Here is a 15,785-nt window from a genome sequence, read left to right on the forward strand (position 1 = left end):
TGCACGCCGTTGACCTCGCGGGCGGCGATGCCGGCGACCTTCGAGACGACGGTGTCGTCGATGACGGTCTTGCCGGTGGCGGCGTGGGTGCCGGTGGTCTTCGACGCCGTCGCGCTGGTGGCGAGGGTGTTCGGGGTGGTCGTGGTGTCGGCCATGGTGTCTCCTTCCGAGTGACCCGCCGGGCGTTCCCAGCGGGTGCTGTTCACGGATGAGACGGGCTGGAGAGGACGTTCGTCACGGCGACGTCACGACTTCCAGCCGGATTCCAGGAACGCGTCGTTTCCGGGGCTGGACTTGTACCCCGAACCGTTCCCGGTGCCGATAGCGGCTCCGGTCGTGCGCGGACCGCGTGAACCGGACTGGCCCCGAGATCGGCGTACCGGTGCCGATCGAGGTGGGGCGGGCCTCCAGTTTGGGACGCCTCGCAGACGCCCCTCGCGCGCACGAGGGGTACAGCGGGCTGAGGGGCCGGACGGCTCGACCGGTAGGAACGAGGCATGACGGCGACCGCGTTCTGCCTCCACGCCCTCGGGTCCAGCTCCGAGGAGTTCGCCGCCCTGCGCGCCCGACTCAGCGGCACGCTCGACCTGGTCGGCATCGACCTCCCCGGCTTCGGCTCCAGCTCCGCCGTGACCGGCACGACCGTCGAGGAGATGGCCGTGCTCGTCGAGCGGGCCATCGGCACGAGTGGCGCCACCGAGTGGGCCCTCGTCGGCCACTCGATGGGCGGCAAGGTCGCCTCCGTCGTCGCCGGCCGGACCATGAGCGGTGCGAACGGACTGTTCGGGCTGCGTGCCGTCGTGCTCCTGGCCGCGTCACCGCTCTCCCCCGAACCGATGGACGAGGAGCGCCGCGCATCGATGCTCGCGTGGGCCGCCGACCACGAGATCGGACCCGACGAGGCCGCCGAGTTCGTCGACGCGAACACTGCCGACCGACTGGCTCCCGAGCCGTACGCGATGGCGGTCCACGACGTGCAACGCGCCGACCCGGGCGCCTGGACCGCGTGGTTGACCCGCGGCAGCCGCGAGGACTGGTCCGACACCGTCGCCCCGAGCCCCGTGCCGGCGCTCGTGCTCGCAGGTGCCGAAGACGGCGACCTGGGCCCGGACGCGCAACGCGAACTGAACCTGCCGCACTGGCCGCGGGGCGAGTTCGACGTCGTCCCCGGTGCCGCGCACCTGCTGCCGTGGGAGCAGCCCGACGCCGTCGCCGACCGCATCCGCTCCTTCTGGGAACGACGGGTCGACCACGGCCCCGTCGTCCCCACCGCGTCGGCACGGGTCATCGCCTCGCCGCGGGTGAGCGCCAAGAACCGCGGGGTCCTGGCCGTTCGTGCGCTGCCGGACGACCCGGCCGCCGAGCCCCGCGCACTCTCCGTCGCGCAGCTCGACACGCTCCGGGCCGTGGCCCGCGTCGTCGTCCCGCAGCCGGCCGGACGCCAGATCGACCTGGCCCTCCGTGTCGACGCGCAGCTCGCCGACGGGCTGGGCGACGGCTGGCGGGTCGACGGCCTCCCCGCCGACCCCGACGCCTACCGGGCAGCGCTCGACGCACTCGCTCCGGAGGCCGCGGTCTCCGACGAGCACCTGGCCGACGTCCTCGACGCGGTCGACGACGGCTCGCACGAACCCGCAGCCGGTCTCCTCGACGCCGGGCAGCTGCGTGCCTGGTTCGAGGACGCCGGCGTCGACCTCGTCAAGCAGTGGCTGGCACACCCGGCCACGATGGCCGCGATCGACTACGACGGCTTCGCCAACGGCGGGGACGGCGTGCGCAAACAGGGCTTCCAGCTGCTGGGAGCCGACCAACGCGAAGCATGGGAACCGGACGGAGCAACACCATGAGGCTCGAACACCAGCGTCGCTACGGCGAGGACGAGATCGTGGACGCGGTCGTCGTCGGCACCGGAGCGGGCGGCGCACCGCTGCTCGCCAGCCTGGCGCGAGCGGGCCTCCGGGTCGTCGCCCTCGAAGCCGGCCGCAACACCGAACCGGGCGACCACCTGCCCGACGAGGTCGAGGCACCGGCGGACATCAACTGGATGGAGGAGCGGATCAGCGGCGGGGGCGCCCCGACCGCCTTCGGTCCGAACAACAGCGGCACCGGAGTCGGCGGCTCGACGCTGCACTGGGGAGCGTTCACGCCACGTCCGAGTGCCCACGACCTGCACCTGGCGACCGAGTCGGGCAAGGGCCACGACTGGCCGATCGACCACGCCGAGCTCATCCGGTACATCGAGCAGGTCGAGCACGATGTGGGGGTCGCCGGCCCCGAGCACTACCCGTGGGACCCGTCCCGCCGGTACTCGATGCGCCCGCCGGGCCGGAACGCGTCGTCGGACATGATGATGCGCGGCGCTGCGGCGGTCGGCATCACCGCCACCGACGCCCCGGTCGCACTCACCACCGAGGACCGGCACCAGGAGCACCACGGTCTCCGGCACGCCTGTGTGTCGTGCGGCTCCTGCCACCAGGGCTGCCGGAACGGCGCGAAGGTGTCGATGGACACCACGTACCTGCCAGCCGCGGTCGCCTTCGGCGCCGAGATCCGTCCCGAGGCATTCGTGCACGGCATCGAGCTCGACGCCAGCGGCGAGGTCGAAGCGGTCGTCTACCGCCAGGACGGCCGTGACCACCGGCAGCGCACCCGGGCCCTCGTGCTCGCCGCCGGTGGCGTGGAGACCCCGCGTCTGCTCCTGCACACCGGTCTGGCCAACAGCAGCGACCAGGTCGGCCGCAACTTCACCGCGCACGGCGCCACCCAGGTCTGGGCGCGGTTCGACGAGTCGATGCGCTCCTACCGCGGGTACCCGTCGTCGATCATCACCGAGGACTTCATTCGCCCGTCCGACGCCGACTTCGCCGGCGGGTACCTCATCCAGAGCCTCGGCGTGCAGCCGCTGACCTTCGCGACCTCACTGGTCCGCGGCGGCGGGCTGCGCGGTGCCGCCCTCGTGAAGGCGATGCGCGACTACCCGCACATGGCCGGGGTCGGCATCAACGCCGAGTGCCTGCCGTACGAGGACAACCGGCTCGTGCTCGGGGACGAGGTCGACGAGCACGGCATCCGGAAGGCCACGATCACCTTCACCCCGGGCGAGAACGAGGACGCGATCGGTCGGCACGCGGTGCGGACGATGACCGCGATCATCGAGGCGGCCGGGGGGAAGGACGTCCGGGTCCTCGAACGGACCGCGCACACCATCGGCACCGCGCGGATGGGTGCGGACGCCGGCAGTTCGGTCGTCGACGCGGCCGGGCGGTCGTGGGACGTGCCGAACCTGTGGGTCTGTGACAACTCGGTCTTCCCGAGTGCCGTCATCGCGAACCCGGCGCTGACGATCATGGCGCTGTCCCTGCGGACGGCCGACCGGATGCTCCGCGGCGACGTGGCTGCGGACCGCGCGGCGGGGCTGGTGACCGCTGCCTGAACCGAGCAACGTCTGGTCACTCGCTTGACACTTCCATGACGAGAACGTCAACCCCTGAACGTCTGACGGACATCTGCGTACCGTCTCAGTGAGCGAGCTTCGCTCGGCGTGCAGTTCCTCGAACGCCGGAGGAGCGCTGACAGGGACAGCTGCGACCCGACCGCCGCGTCGACGGTCGACAGGGAGACGATCATGACCAGCACGCTCGACGTCACCGCCCGACGTGCCCAGACCACCACGAGGTCGGCCGATGCGGTCGGACCGGTCCGGATCGAGGCCTCCGGGACCTCGAGCGAAGCGGTCGTCGCGGACATCGGTCGTCTCTACGACGGCCGCGAGTGGCAGGCCCGCACCACCGACCACGCGTTCTCCTACCGCTACAGCGCGGTCGGTGACCACGACGTCACGCTCCGCCGGTCCCAGATCGGCGGCCACATCCGGGGGGCCATCCCCCGCTCCCCCGACTACGTCGTGCAGTGGATCACGTCCGGAGAGGGCGTGCCCGACGTCACACAGGACCGGGTGCCGCTCCAGCTCGACGTGCCGATGCTCTTCCCGACGTGCCGGGAGTTCGTCTTCGAGTACGAGGACTACGACCAGCGGCTCGTGCACATGTCCCGCCGGCTCGTGCACGAGGTCGCGGACGAGGTGTTCCACACCGGGCAGGTCACGGACCTCGGCATCGACCACCTCCGGACCCTCGACCCGGCAGCGATCACGCAGTGGCGGAGCAGCCTGTCGTTGCTCTCGCGGGAGCTCCGGACCGGTGGGGTCGACACCCTCCTCTGGCACACGCTGACCCGCGGGACCGCGGCCGCGTTCCTCCGGATGTACCCGCCGACGGTGACGGCGCTGCCGCCTGCCGTGCTGCTGCCCCGCCGGGCCCGGTTGCGTGCCGCCGTCGAGTACATCCACGAGCACGTCGCCGAGCCGCTGAGCGTGTCGGACATCGCCGGTGCCGCCGGGCTCAGCGTCCGGGCCACCCAGGAGGCGTTCCAGCGACACCTGGACCAGACCCCGATGACCTACCTGCTCCGCACCCGACTCGAGCGCGTCCGTCGGGACCTCCTGCAGGCGGACCCCTCCGGCACCGCGGTGCAGACGATCGCCCGACGCTGGGGGTTCGCCCACCTCGGCCGGTTCTCGGCGGCCTACCGGAACGAGTTCGGCGAGTACCCGCGGGCGACGCTCCGGAGCTGACCCGAACGCACCGGGGCCACGTCCGCGCCGCCACCGGACCCCCTACTTGTACGCGTTCACCGGACCGGCGTCCATCGTCACCGTGCCGTCCGCGTTCACCACCGGCCGCCGCTCGGACTTCGGCGCCGAGTACAGCTCGACCTTCTCGACGTGCACCTGCTCGCCGTTGGTGATCACACCGGGCACGCACGAGTACACCTTGTCGTTGCTGTCGGCGTCACGCGCCGCGATCTCGACGACGTCGCCCGCACCGTTGTCGATCGTCATGCCGACCCTGTACCGCCGGAAGGACCCGGTGCCGTTCGACTGCGCCGAGTAGACGACCGGCACGATGCGGTCGATCTCAGGCGTCAGGGTGATCTCGACGACCTCGTCCGCCATCGTCGTCGCGCCCCGAGCACCGCGCCGCTGGTCCCCCATGTGCACCACGGCGCCGTCGGCGGTGCGCGGGGTGAACGCACGGTCGGTCTTGGTCCCGAACTGGGACACGGTCTCGACGTGGCCGTCGCGGTAGCGCACCAGGGCGTACACGTCGTAGTCGGTGCTGTTCGGCCACGAGATCGTCACCGTGGTCTTCTGGGTCTTGCGCAGGCTGACCGTCTGACGCTTCTCGAGGCTGATGCGTCCCGACACGACGCCCAGGTCGGTCACGGGCCCGGCCGCCGCCGGCGCAGCTGCCGGTGCCGGTGCCGGTGCCGGTGCCGCCGTGCCGGCTGCGTCGTCCTGCTTGTTCTTCTTGCCGATCCCGAACATGTCGTCCCCCGTCGTCGTGGTGGTTGCCGTCGGCGTCGTCCGCCGCTGACCATCGTGCCGCGGATGCGCGCGCGCGGCCAGCATCTGGCACGGGCTGTGCAGAACCGTCCGGACGCGACCACCTGTGGAGGGTGGGTCGACGTACCAGCTGGTGGCGAGCCTCCAGTCCGTCAGTCCCGACGGGTAGAACTGGTGTCATGACCCGACGCAGCCCCGGCCACCCCACCCCCGACGTCCCCGGCCCCGGGCAGGAGTCGGTGTGGGACTACCCGCGCCCACCCCGGGTCGAACGGACCCCCGCCCGGGTCGTCGTCCGGCTCGGCGGACAGGTGATCGCCGACACGACCGGCGCGGTGCGCGTGCTGGAGACGAGCCACCCGCCGGTGTACTACCTGCCGATCGCGGACTTCGCGCCCGACGCCCTCGTCCCGACCAGCGGGTCGAGCATGTGCGAGTTCAAGGGCAGCGCCTCGTACTTCGACGTGCACGGCGGCGACCAGGTCGTCGGTCGAGGTGCCTGGACCTACCGCACGCCGTGGCAGGGCTACGGCGAACTGCGCGACCTGGTGGCCGTGTACCCGTCGCAGATGGACTCGTGCGAGGTCGCCGGCGAACGCGTCCGCGCACAGGAGGGCGACTTCTACGGCGGCTGGATCACCGCGGACATCGTCGGGCCGTTCAAGGGCGAGCCCGGGACGCTCGGGTGGTGACGGAGGCTCCGCTGCCGTCCGGCACCACCCGCCGCCGGGTCGGACTCCGCCTGCAGAAACCGTGGTTCGCCTGGGGTGCGCGGCCGACCGTCAGCGTGGACGGCGTCGGCCAGCCCGCGCAGTGGGGCGCCGGCACGTGGGTGCTGCCGGATGAGGGCAGCGTCGAGTTCGCCGTGTTCTGCATCAACCGCAGCTGGCGTTTCGGTGCGGCCTCGGTCCGGATCGACGCTGCGAGCGCTGCCGGTGCCGTGCTCGAGTACCGCGCCGGGGCGCTGCCGTTCGGCGCCGGGTCGTTGGTCCTCCGGAGCAGCTGACCCCGGCCGGGCGCCGGACGGGGTCAGGCCCGCTCGGACCGCCGCCCCGTCAGGACCCGGGTGCGCTCGGCGAGGTCGTCGACGAACTCCTGGTGCTCCGGCTCGAGCAGGTCGTCCGCGGCGGGCTCGGCGAGGACAGGGACGCCCGGGCCGAGGAGGACCTCGACGGCGATCGGCACGCCCGCGATGTCGACGGCCGGGATCGCGACGAGGTCGCTGGTGCCGGCTCGGCCGACGGCGACCGCGTACCGCATCACGGCGGAGGCGGCGGCACTGCTGGTGAGGACGGATGTCAGTCCGTAGACGACGTACTTCATGGTGAACCGGTTCTGACCAGTTCGATGCGTACACGGCGGAGGCCGGCGGTGGTGTGCACAGGTGTGGACCCCCAGGGACAGGCGGGGCACCCGCAACCGAGTCAGGGCAACGGTCTCGTCGGGAACGCACGCATCGGGATGGTCCGTACGTGGCTCAATGTACACCGGCGGTCCCCGTTCGACGATGGCTGTCGTCCAGCGTCCACCCGGGCCGTCGAAACGGGACAGCAGCCGGCCGCTCGATCGTCCGCCGCCGTCCGCGCATCCCGGTACGATCGTGCCGAGGAACGGGGGCCGGATGTCCGGGGACCGGGTGGTGTCATGGTGACGGCCAGGGTGCTCCCCTGCGCACCGCGGAGCGCCACGGCGCTGCGGATCGGGGACCTCATCGGGGTCCAGGGGACCACCGCGCGGTGGGCGTGCCTCCAGGTCGTCGAGCTGATGCCCCGGAAGCGGACGTCGTTCATCGTCGCGCTCCTGCCGTGGCAGGGCGACAGCCCACCGACGGCCGACGCGATCCGGGGGCTCCCGCCGATCGAGCGGGCGTTGACCCGCATCGAGGTCTTCACGGAGGGCGGGTTGCAGGTCGTCGACACCGTGGAACCCGCCGACGCCGGGCAGGAGCAGTGGACCGGGCCCAGCTACGTCGGCAAGACGACGCGGGTGTGGGGCTGGACGGCCACGATCCGGCTCGCCGGGGAGTACGCGGACACCGGCCTGTTCCGCCTCCGGCGAGCGGGGAGTGCGGACGGGCACGGGCCGACGCCGGACCCGTCGACGCCGGACCCGTCGACGTCGGGCCCGTCGACGACGGACCGCTGAGCGTCGGACGCGCGGGGGGCCCGGGTCCTGGTCAGCGCTTCGTCGGTCCCCCGGGGGCGACGTACGCGCGCCACGGACCGGGAGCGTGCTGCTCCAGCCACGTGCAGAGCTCACGGAACCCCGCGTACACGGAGAACACCGCGAAGAGCTTCCGGCGCCGGGCGTCGCGGGCGTTGAAGCCCGACCAGCGGCTGGCCTCGGTCTCGATCGTGGCGATGTCGGACGCCGACACCGTCCGCCACTGGCCGAAGCCGGACCGGACGCGGAGGTGGTCCGGGAACGCCTCGACGGCGGAGCGGGCGAGGCCGATCGTCAGGACGACCACCAGGGCGCAGACGACGAGGAACACCACGACGGCGATGAGGAACCCGGTCTCGGTGTCGTCACGCCCGGCCGTCGCCAGCAGCAGGAGCGCCGCGACGAGGAACCCGGCGACCGCCACGACGCGGGCGACCATGTACTGCCAGCGACGTCGTCGGACACGGAACAGCGGCCCGTCGCCGGCTGCACTACGGCCCGCACTGCGCTCGCCCTGGGATGGTGCTGGAGTCCCCATGCAGGACACCCTACGAGAAGTCGGCTGGTCCGGTATCATCAGGTTGTTCGGCGCTGCTGTGGGGACATCGGCAGCGCTCGACGACGACTCGGGGGGAACATCATGACGGATCCGCACGGCAACGAACCGGTCGAGTTCGACGACGCGACGGCAGAGGCGCTCATCAGTGCACTGTCGACGACCGCGTCGAGCGTCGAGTCGCAGAGCGGTCCCCGTTCCTCCTACAAGACCACGGGTCTGGCGGAGTTCCGCGGGCACTTCGCGGAGTTGTTCGACCAGAACGGCACCACCGCAGCGATCGGCGCACGAGACCTGGTGTCGACGATGCGCACGGTCTCGGGCTGGGTGCAGACGATGCAGGCGGCCGCGAAACGCGAGAACGACCGTCGTCGCCGTGCGCGGGAGTTCGACGAGCGGCAGGCGAACCGGAACCTGGTCGAGCGCTGGCACGACGACTGGTTCGGAGGCGAGAAGGCACCGACCGAGCAGGCCGAGCCGAAGCCGACCTTCAGCGACCCGACCGTCTCGGTCGGTAGCCGGCAGACCCCGAACCCGGGTTCCGGCGGCGGGGGTGGCGGCGGGACCTCGTCCGCGAAGCCCGAGGACCTCCGCTCCTTCGCGACCGGTTCGTCCCAGCTGAACGCCGACCTGTCCGGCAAGCCCGGCGCACTGCGGGGCAAGTTCGAGGACTTCGCCGCGAAGTGCCACTGGGGCACGATCAGCTCGTCCGGACTCGTCAGCGGGTTCGAGAAGTGGCTCAGCGACAACGACCAGGACGTCACGTGGGCGAACACCGTCGCGGACGCCTTCGCCGCCGCGGGTGGCGAGGGATCGGTGTCCACCGTCTCGGATGCCGCGCTGGGTGCCGCGCTGCAGGCCGCCGGCGTCTCGGCGACCCGGTCTGCGCTCGCGTTCGAGCCGCCGACGGCGTACGGCGCGCAGCCCACGACGGGTTTCTCGATGGACCCGGTCAACACCACGACCGGCAACTTCGTCGAGCCGGAGACGGACCTGACGTTCCTCCCCGCGTCGGCCGGTCTCGCGGTCACACGCATGTACAACTCGCTCGACCAGCGGGTCGGCCTGTTCGGCCCGGGATGGGCGTCGATCCTCGAGACCCGGCTGCTGCTCGACGACGACGGCGCCTCCCTGGTCGAGGCCGACGGTCGTCAGATCCGTTTCCCCCGCAGCGGCGCGGGCTGGGGCCGCGGTGTCGGCGAGAACCGGTGGCTCGCCGCCGAGGACGACCTGCTCGTCGTCCGCGACAACACCGGCGTCCGGATCGACTTCACCCCCGCCGGTATCTGGGTCGGCCAGAGCGCCGGCCCCGGGACCGCCGTCCACGTCGACCGCGATGCCGACGACCTCCCGGTGCGCCTGCGCCACGAGCGTGGGCGGTCGGTGGACGTCGAGTACGTCGGCGGTCGTGTCGCCGTGCTCCGGGCTTCCGACGGCCGACGTGTCGAGTACGGCTACGACGACCGGCTCCGTCTGGTCTCGGTGACAGCGGCGACCGGCACCCGGCGGTACGGGTGGAACGAGGACGACCTCGTCGTCACGGTGACGAACGCGGCGGGCGTGGTCGAGGCCGACAACACGTACGACGCGGACCGACGGGTCGTCGAGCAGCGCAGCCCACACGGGCGCCGTGTCCGCTTCGCCTACCTGCCCGGACGCGTCACGGCGATCTCCGACGACGACGGGTCGCGGTCGAACGCCTGGATCGCGGACCCGAAGGGCCGACTGGTCGGCGTCATCGACTCGGACGACCAGCGCCAGTCGATGTCGTACGACCCGCACGGCAACCTGGTGTCGTCGACGGCCCGCGACGGCTCGGTGGCGGTGCACGCCTACGACGCACGCGGGCGCCGCGTCCGCACGGTGACGCCCTCGGGTGCCGACGTGACCACCGGCTACGACGAGCACGACCGCGTCACCACCGTGGTGGCCGAGTCCGGAGCCGTCACGACGTTCGCGTACCAGGGCGAGGACCGTGACCCCTCGGTCATCACCGACCCGCTCGGCGGCCGGACCGAGCTGACCTGGCAGGACGGCCTGCTCGTCCGCGCGGTCGACCCGACCGGAGTGACGTTCACCCTCACACACGACGCCCACGGCGAGCTGGCGTCGGTGACGAACACCGCCGGCGACACGACGCGCATCGAGCGTGACGTCCTCGGGCAGGTCACCGCCGTGGCGAGCCCGTCAGGAGCCCGGACGGAGTACCGGTACGACGCGGCCGGCAACGTCGTCGCCCGGCAGGACCCGGACGGTGCGGTCTGGCGGTCCGAGTACGACCCTGCCGGACGCGTCACCGCGCAGGTCGACCCAACCGGCGCCCGGACGACCATCGCGTACGGTCCCGACGGCGAGGTCGCCGCGGTCACGGATGCGCTCGGTCGCGTCACCAGCCAGACCCACGACGACCAGGGGAACACCGCATCGGTGACCCTCCCGGACGGCGCCTCGTGGTCCTTCGCACACGACGCCCTCTCGCGCCTGCGTGCGGTCACCGACCCGACCGGCGCCCGCTGGCTGCGGGAGTACTCGGTGGACGGTGCCCTGACGGCGACGGTCGACCCGACCGGCGTCCGGCAGGAGTCGAGCGCGGACCCGAGCACCGGCGTCCAGACCCTCCGTGACGCGTTCTCGACGTCGGCCGTGCGGTTCGACGAGTTCGGTCGTCCGGTCGAGCGGACCAGTGACGCCACCGGAGCCGAGCTCGTCACGTACGACGCCGCGGGCAACCCGGTCGAGCTCGTCGACGGCGAGGGCGGCCTGACCCGCCTGGAGCGCGACCTGGCCGGTCGGGTGGTCGCGTTGACGACGCCCTCCGGCGCCCGCAGCACCTACGAGTACGACGCGTGTGGCCGTCCGGCCGCCGCGGTCGACCCACTCGGCGCGCGGACCACCCTGGCGTACGACGCCGAGTCCCGGGTCGTCACGCGGACCCTCCCCACGGGCGAGGTCGAGCGCACCGAGTACGACGCCGTCGGACGAGTGGTCACCCGTTCGACGCCCGGTTCCGGCACGACGCGGTACCGCTGGGACACGGCCGGGAGGCTCGTCTCCGTCCAGGACGCACGCTTCGGCCGTCGTCGGTTCCGTCACGACGCCGCGGGGCAGATCACCGAGGTCGTCGACGGGCTCGGTGGCGTCACCCGCTACGAGTACGACACCCGTGGTCGCGTGGTCACGGTGACCGACCCGACCGGCGCGATCACCCGCCGCGCGTACGACGCCGCGGACCGTCTGGTCGCCGAGACCGACCCGCTCGGCCGGACGTCGACGATCGAGTACGACGCCGCGGGCCGTCCGGTGCGCCAGACCGGTCGCGACGGGAGGGTCGTCGTCTGGTCGTACGACGCGGCCGGCCGACGCCAGCGACTCGAGGTCGACGGCACCCTGCAGGGTGAGGTCTCGCACGACCCCGTCGGTCGCCGGATCATCGTCACCGACCACACCCGTGGCCCGGGCCGGACGCTCGACCACGAACTGCAGTACGACCGCCGCGGGCTGCTCGTCCGTCGCGCGCGCGGCGACCAGGCGGTGGCGTGGGAGTACGACGCCGACGGTCTCCGCGCAGCACGCACCGACCCGGACGGCACCCGCAGCGAGATGCGCCGCGACGCCGCCGGCCGACTCGTGGCCGTCGAGCGGGACGGACGCCCGGCCGGGACATTCTCGTACGACGCCGCCGGTCGGGTGGTCGAGTCGGGTTCGGGCGACCTCGTGCAGCACTGGACGTACCGCGCCGGAGCCCTCGTCGCCCACACCGCCACGACACCCGACGGCGTGTCCGAGACGACCGTGGAGCGCGACGACGACGACCGCATCTCCGCGATCTCCGGTGCCGACGGACGCGTGACCTACCGGCACGATGCCGCCGGTCAGCTGGTCGGCGCGCTCGACGACGACGGTCGTGGGCGCACCTGGACGTACGACGCCGGCGGGCGACTCGTCGCCGAGACCGTCGACGGGGTGGAGACCCGCCACGAGTACGACGCCGCTGGCGTCCTCCTGGCGTCGACGACGGACGGCGAGCGGACCGAGTACGTCGCGGACGGCCTCGGACGTCGGGTCCGCCGCACTGCCCCGGACGGTGCGACCACGGAGTACACCTGGTCCGCACTCGGGTACCTGGGCGGTGTCGTCGAGCGCGACGCCGAGTACCGCGAGACCGACCGTGTCGACCTCTGGGTGGACGTGCTCGGCGAACTCGCCGACGCCGGCGGGGCCGAGACGTGGTGGGACACGGCCGCCCTCGTGCCGACGCTCGTCAGCGTCGCCGGGACCTCGCTCCTCGAACTCCCGGGCGGGGTCACGCTGGTGGGGGACGCCGCCGACGTGAACGGCTGGCGTGGGGCCCGCGCGACCGATGCGCAGGACCCGTGGGCGGTGCTGGCAGCTGCCACGGACCTCCAGTCCGAACTGGGTCTGCCGACCGGCGTGACACTGTCCGCCACCGGCGGCCTCGGCGTCGGCGGTCTCGAGTGGCTCGGTGCCCGCGTCTACGACCCGGTCGCGCGGGGCTTCCTCTCGGCCGACCCGCTCGCGCCCGTCGTGGGCGCCGGCTGGGCCGGCAACCCGTACTCGTACGCGGGCAACGACCCGCTGCACGCGATCGACCCGCTGGGACTGCGCCCGGCGACGGACGAGGACCTCAAGGCCTACAACGACGCCCGGGTCGGCAACTTCGCCACGGCGGGGAACTGGATCGCCGACCACAAGGAGGCGATCGCCGCCTACGCCGCGATCGGAGTCGGAGTCGCCCTGATGTTCGTGCCCGGGGGCGCGCTCGTCACCCTGGCGATGGCCGCGACGTCCGGTGGTCTGCTCGCGGGTGGCTTCTCGGTCCTGAAACAGGGGCCGGACAGCGGCAACGTGAACTGGGGCGAAGTCGGACGGCAGTCGCTCATCGGGTTCGGCACCGGCCTGCTCGGCGGCGGTGTCGCGTCCGGGCTCAAGGCCGCCGCCGGTGCCACGGGCGCGGCGAGCAGCGCGGGCACCGGCGTGATGTCGACCGTGGGCCGCGGCGTGATGAGCCAGACCGGACGGGCTGCGACCGCGGCGAGTGTCGAGGGTGGCGCGTCGAACGGGGTGGACTACATGACGGACCCGGCGCTCGAAGGCAAGCGCAACGTGTCGGACTTCCTGCAGACCACCGGAGCCGGTGTGGTGAGCGGGGCGGGTAGCAGCGTGGCGTCGTCGGCGATGCAGAAGGGGCTCGACCTGAACGACCTCATGCCTGCCGGGACCGGACGGCACGCGGCACCGCTGTCCGGCGATCACGGCGCCTCGTCGCGGGGCTTCGCGTTCGCCAATGGTGCCGTCGGTCTCGGTGCGGACAGCGTGGCCGGCGCTGGAGGCTCCGTGCTCAACGAAACGCTGAAGCCGCAGGGCGACACCGGCGAAGACCTCAACCGCGACGGCTGGAACGGCTTCCTCGGCGGCGGCGAGGGACCGCTCCCCGTCGGGAGCCGTGCTCGCTGACCGGGCAGGATGACGAACGACACTGAAGGAACGGCAGACGTGGGCAGGCGAAGCGCGAGCACGGCAGACGACCGACCTGCGTCCCGGTCGGTCCACCCCGGACAGCGTCGCGCCTGGTTCCGCTTCGGCGCCGCTGTCTCTGCGGTCCTCGTCATCGTCGGAGTGGTCTTCATCGGCCCCGCCGTGGTCCGTTCCTACGACGCTGAACACAGGACGACGATCACCTGCGACGTCACAGCAGCGGAAGGCGAGATGCAGTCGTCATCCTCTCGAGGTATCGGCGGGCCGATCCCACAGGTCGTCATCTCCACCCGGGACTGTGGCCGGCTCCTCCTGCGCGACGGAGTGACCCGGTCCAACAACGAGCAGATCGCCGCCCGACTGTCCCCGCCCGGCGAGTACCGGATCGAGGTCGGTACTGCTTCGTGGAACATCCGGGGTGTCCTGCACGCCATCCGTCGGGATCCCTCGGCCTACGGTTTCGAGCCGGCCTCCTGACCTGACAGGTCGGGCCGGGACGCCCGATGGGTGAGCGGCGGACGGGAGGCGCGGTGCGGGCCCGCCCCGCGCCTCCCGTCCGCCGTCGGCTCGCCGGTGCGGTCAGCGGCCGTCGGCCTCCAGCGCGGCGGTGAGCTTGACGAGCGCGTCCGCCGCGTGCGCGAGGGTGGAGCGCTCTCCGGGTGTGAGGGCGCGCTCGGCGGCGTCGAGGACACGGGCCGAGCGGCGGAGGCGGAGGTCCTCGACAGTCTGGCGACCGGCGTCGGTCAACGAGACGAGCACCCCGCGGGCGTCGGCGGGGTCGGGTGACCGCTCGACGAGCCCCTGCGCCTCGAGGTCGGTGACCGTCACCCGCATCGACTGGTGCCGCACGCGGCGGAGTCGTGCCAGCGCGGCGATGCTCTGGGCGCCGTCACGGGCCAGGAAGCCGAGTGTCTCGACCTGGCCCTCGGGTGTGGTCTCGGTGCGGCGGACGGCACGGGTGCTGTCGCCGATCGCGCGGCGCAGCGCGTTCGCGTCGTCGAGCGTGAAGTCGCGCAGGGCCATGGGCAGAAGTGTACAGGTCGGCTGTACACTTCCGGTCATGGAACTCACCAAGCACACCCACGCCACCGTGGTCCTCCGCGACGGCGACCGCAGCGTCCTGCTCGACCCGGGTGCCTACACGTCGGCGTCCGCGGACCTCGTCGCCGCAGCCGATGCCGTGCTCGTCACCCACGACCACCCCGACCACTTCGATGCCGAGGTCCTCAGCGCAGCCCTCGACGTGCAGCCCGAGCTCCGCGTCTGGGCGCCGGCCTCCGTCGTGGACGCGCTCGGCGCCCACGACGGCCGCGTGGTCGCCGTCTCCCCCGGTGACTCGATCACCGCGGGCGGGTTCGAGGTCCGCGTGTTCGGCGGCGACCACGCCGTGATCCACGCCGACCTGCCGCCGATGACGAACGTCGGCTTCCTGGTGGACGGCCGCGTGTTCCACCCGGGCGACGCGTACTCGGCGCCGGGTGTGCCGGTGGAGACGCTGCTCGTGCCGACCTCCGGCCCGTGGGCGAAGCTCGGCGAGCTCGTCGACTTCATCCGTGCCGTGCAGCCGACGCGGGCGGTGCAGATCCACGACCTGATGCTCAGCGAGGTCGGCAAGGGGTCGTTCGCGCAGTTCGCCGGGCAGCTCACCGGCATCGACCTGGTGACGGTCGCCGACGGGGAGACGATCACGGTCTGAGCACCTCGGACGACGAACGGACCGCGGGCCGACTCGAGATCGAGTCGGCCCGCGGTCCGTTGTCGTGCCGTTGCGCTGTGCCGTTGCGCTGTGCCGTTGTGCTGCCTTGGCGTCAGCTGATGCGGAGCTCGCTGGTCATCGGGCAGTCGAACGGGTCGCGTGCGGCGAGTCCGACGCGGTTGAGGTAGCGGACGACGATGCCGTAGGAGCGCAGCAGGGTGGTCTCGGTGTAGGGCACGTCGAGGCTGTCGCAGTGGTCGCGGACCAGCAGGCGTGCCTGCTTCAGCGCGGGGCGGGGCATCGAGGGGAACAGGTGGTGCTCGACCTGGTAGTTCAGGCCACCCATCAGGAACGACACCCACCAGCCACCGCGGATGTTGCGCGAGGTGCGGACCTGGCGGGAGAAGAAGTCGACCTTGGCGTCGTGGGCGATCGTCGGCATGCCCTTGTGGTTCGGGGCGAACGAGGCG

At 72.3% G+C, this 15,785-nt stretch carries 13 protein-coding genes; 8 read left to right on the top strand and 5 right to left on the bottom strand.

Annotated elements, in window-relative coordinates:
- The first annotated feature begins 497 nt into the window (after positions 1-497).
- The 3 genes from SOM35_RS17200 to SOM35_RS17210 all read left to right on the top strand — a co-directional run bounded on the left by SOM35_RS17200 (position 498) and on the right by SOM35_RS17210 (position 4,633).
- The gene (locus tag SOM35_RS17200) at positions 498-1,847 is read left to right on the top strand and encodes an alpha/beta fold hydrolase (protein WP_320516318.1); all 1,350 of its coding nucleotides are present in this window, start codon (positions 498-500) and stop codon (positions 1,845-1,847) included.
- Entirely contained in the window at positions 1,844-3,433 is a 1,590-nt protein-coding gene (locus tag SOM35_RS17205) for a GMC family oxidoreductase (protein ID WP_320516319.1), read from the top strand. The genes SOM35_RS17200 and SOM35_RS17205 overlap by 4 nt, the downstream gene beginning before the upstream one ends.
- Before the next feature lie 192 nt (positions 3,434-3,625).
- Positions 3,626-4,633 carry a helix-turn-helix transcriptional regulator gene (locus SOM35_RS17210; protein ID WP_320516320.1) on the top strand — a complete coding sequence of 336 codons (1,008 nt, stop codon included), beginning with the start codon at positions 3,626-3,628 and terminating at the stop codon, positions 4,631-4,633.
- 42 nt (positions 4,634-4,675) lie between these two features.
- Here the strand turns inward: SOM35_RS17210 and SOM35_RS17215 are convergent, their stop codons facing one another.
- Positions 4,676-5,386 (bottom strand): TerD family protein, encoded by a 711-nt coding sequence (locus SOM35_RS17215; protein ID WP_320516321.1) that lies wholly within the window; start codon positions 5,384-5,386, stop codon positions 4,676-4,678.
- Between the two features lie 197 nt (positions 5,387-5,583).
- Between SOM35_RS17215 and SOM35_RS17220 the strand changes: the two genes are divergently transcribed.
- Positions 5,584-6,096 carry a DUF427 domain-containing protein gene (locus SOM35_RS17220; protein WP_111075792.1) on the top strand — a complete coding sequence of 171 codons (513 nt, stop codon included), beginning with the start codon at positions 5,584-5,586 and terminating at the stop codon, positions 6,094-6,096.
- The gene (locus SOM35_RS17225) at positions 6,093-6,410 is read left to right on the top strand and encodes a hypothetical protein (RefSeq protein WP_320516322.1); all 318 of its coding nucleotides are present in this window, start codon (positions 6,093-6,095) and stop codon (positions 6,408-6,410) included. The genes SOM35_RS17220 and SOM35_RS17225 overlap by 4 nt, the downstream gene beginning before the upstream one ends.
- Before the next feature lie 23 nt (positions 6,411-6,433).
- Here the strand turns inward: SOM35_RS17225 and SOM35_RS17230 are convergent, their stop codons facing one another.
- Complete coding sequence (locus SOM35_RS17230; RefSeq protein WP_320516323.1) at positions 6,434-6,727, bottom strand: hypothetical protein; 294 nt, start codon at positions 6,725-6,727, stop codon at positions 6,434-6,436.
- Between the two features lie 321 nt (positions 6,728-7,048).
- Here SOM35_RS17230 and SOM35_RS17235 point away from each other — a divergent pair, with 321 nt between their 5' ends.
- Complete coding sequence (locus SOM35_RS17235; RefSeq protein WP_320516324.1) at positions 7,049-7,549, top strand: hypothetical protein; 501 nt, start codon at positions 7,049-7,051, stop codon at positions 7,547-7,549.
- A gap of 31 nt (positions 7,550-7,580) precedes the next feature.
- Here SOM35_RS17235 and SOM35_RS17240 read toward each other — a convergent pair whose 3' ends face one another.
- Complete coding sequence (locus tag SOM35_RS17240; RefSeq protein ID WP_320516325.1) at positions 7,581-8,105, bottom strand: hypothetical protein; 525 nt, start codon at positions 8,103-8,105, stop codon at positions 7,581-7,583.
- 102 nt (positions 8,106-8,207) lie between these two features.
- Between SOM35_RS17240 and SOM35_RS17245 the strand changes: the two genes are divergently transcribed.
- Positions 8,208-13,598, top strand: coding sequence for a DUF6531 domain-containing protein (locus SOM35_RS17245; protein WP_320516326.1), 5,391 nt, complete (start codon positions 8,208-8,210; stop codon positions 13,596-13,598).
- 600 nt (positions 13,599-14,198) lie between these two features.
- On the opposite strand, the gene SOM35_RS17250 is transcribed toward SOM35_RS17245, so the two are convergent.
- Positions 14,199-14,642: a MarR family winged helix-turn-helix transcriptional regulator gene (locus SOM35_RS17250; protein WP_260497375.1), complete on the bottom strand. Its 444-nt coding sequence runs from the start codon at positions 14,640-14,642 to the stop codon at positions 14,199-14,201.
- Positions 14,643-14,679: 37 nt separating this feature from the next.
- On the opposite strand from SOM35_RS17250, the gene SOM35_RS17255 reads away from it, so the two are divergent.
- On the top strand, positions 14,680-15,315 hold the full coding sequence (locus SOM35_RS17255) for an MBL fold metallo-hydrolase (protein ID WP_320516327.1): 636 nt from the start codon (positions 14,680-14,682) through the stop codon (positions 15,313-15,315).
- Between the two features lie 112 nt (positions 15,316-15,427).
- Here SOM35_RS17255 and SOM35_RS17260 read toward each other — a convergent pair.
- Positions 15,428-15,785, bottom strand: a 358-nt coding sequence (locus SOM35_RS17260) for a fatty acid desaturase family protein (RefSeq protein WP_320516328.1), incomplete at its 5' end; no start/stop codon positions are given.

This window comes from Curtobacterium sp. CFBP9011 (genome assembly GCF_034045095.1).
Classification (GTDB): domain Bacteria; phylum Actinomycetota; class Actinomycetes; order Actinomycetales; family Microbacteriaceae; genus Curtobacterium.

Bases quoted from the DNA above. Each gene is read 5' to 3' on its own strand.
- SOM35_RS17255 (WP_320516327.1), top strand. From the start codon at position 14,680: ATGGAACTCACCAAGCACACCCACGCCACCGTGGTCCTCCGCGACGGC.
- SOM35_RS17245 (WP_320516326.1), top strand. From the start codon at position 8,208: ATGACGGATCCGCACGGCAACGAACCGGTCGAGTTCGACGACGCGACG.
- SOM35_RS17200 (WP_320516318.1), top strand. From the start codon at position 498: ATGACGGCGACCGCGTTCTGCCTCCACGCCCTCGGGTCCAGCTCCGAG.
- SOM35_RS17230 (WP_320516323.1), bottom strand. From the start codon at position 6,727: ATGAAGTACGTCGTCTACGGACTGACATCCGTCCTCACCAGCAGTGCC.
- SOM35_RS17205 (WP_320516319.1), top strand. From the start codon at position 1,844: ATGAGGCTCGAACACCAGCGTCGCTACGGCGAGGACGAGATCGTGGAC.
- SOM35_RS17235 (WP_320516324.1), top strand. From the start codon at position 7,049: ATGGTGACGGCCAGGGTGCTCCCCTGCGCACCGCGGAGCGCCACGGCG.
- SOM35_RS17220 (WP_111075792.1), top strand. From the start codon at position 5,584: ATGACCCGACGCAGCCCCGGCCACCCCACCCCCGACGTCCCCGGCCCC.
- SOM35_RS17250 (WP_260497375.1), bottom strand. From the start codon at position 14,642: ATGGCCCTGCGCGACTTCACGCTCGACGACGCGAACGCGCTGCGCCGC.
- SOM35_RS17210 (WP_320516320.1), top strand. From the start codon at position 3,626: ATGACCAGCACGCTCGACGTCACCGCCCGACGTGCCCAGACCACCACG.
- SOM35_RS17240 (WP_320516325.1), bottom strand. From the start codon at position 8,105: ATGGGGACTCCAGCACCATCCCAGGGCGAGCGCAGTGCGGGCCGTAGT.
- SOM35_RS17215 (WP_320516321.1), bottom strand. From the start codon at position 5,386: ATGTTCGGGATCGGCAAGAAGAACAAGCAGGACGACGCAGCCGGCACG.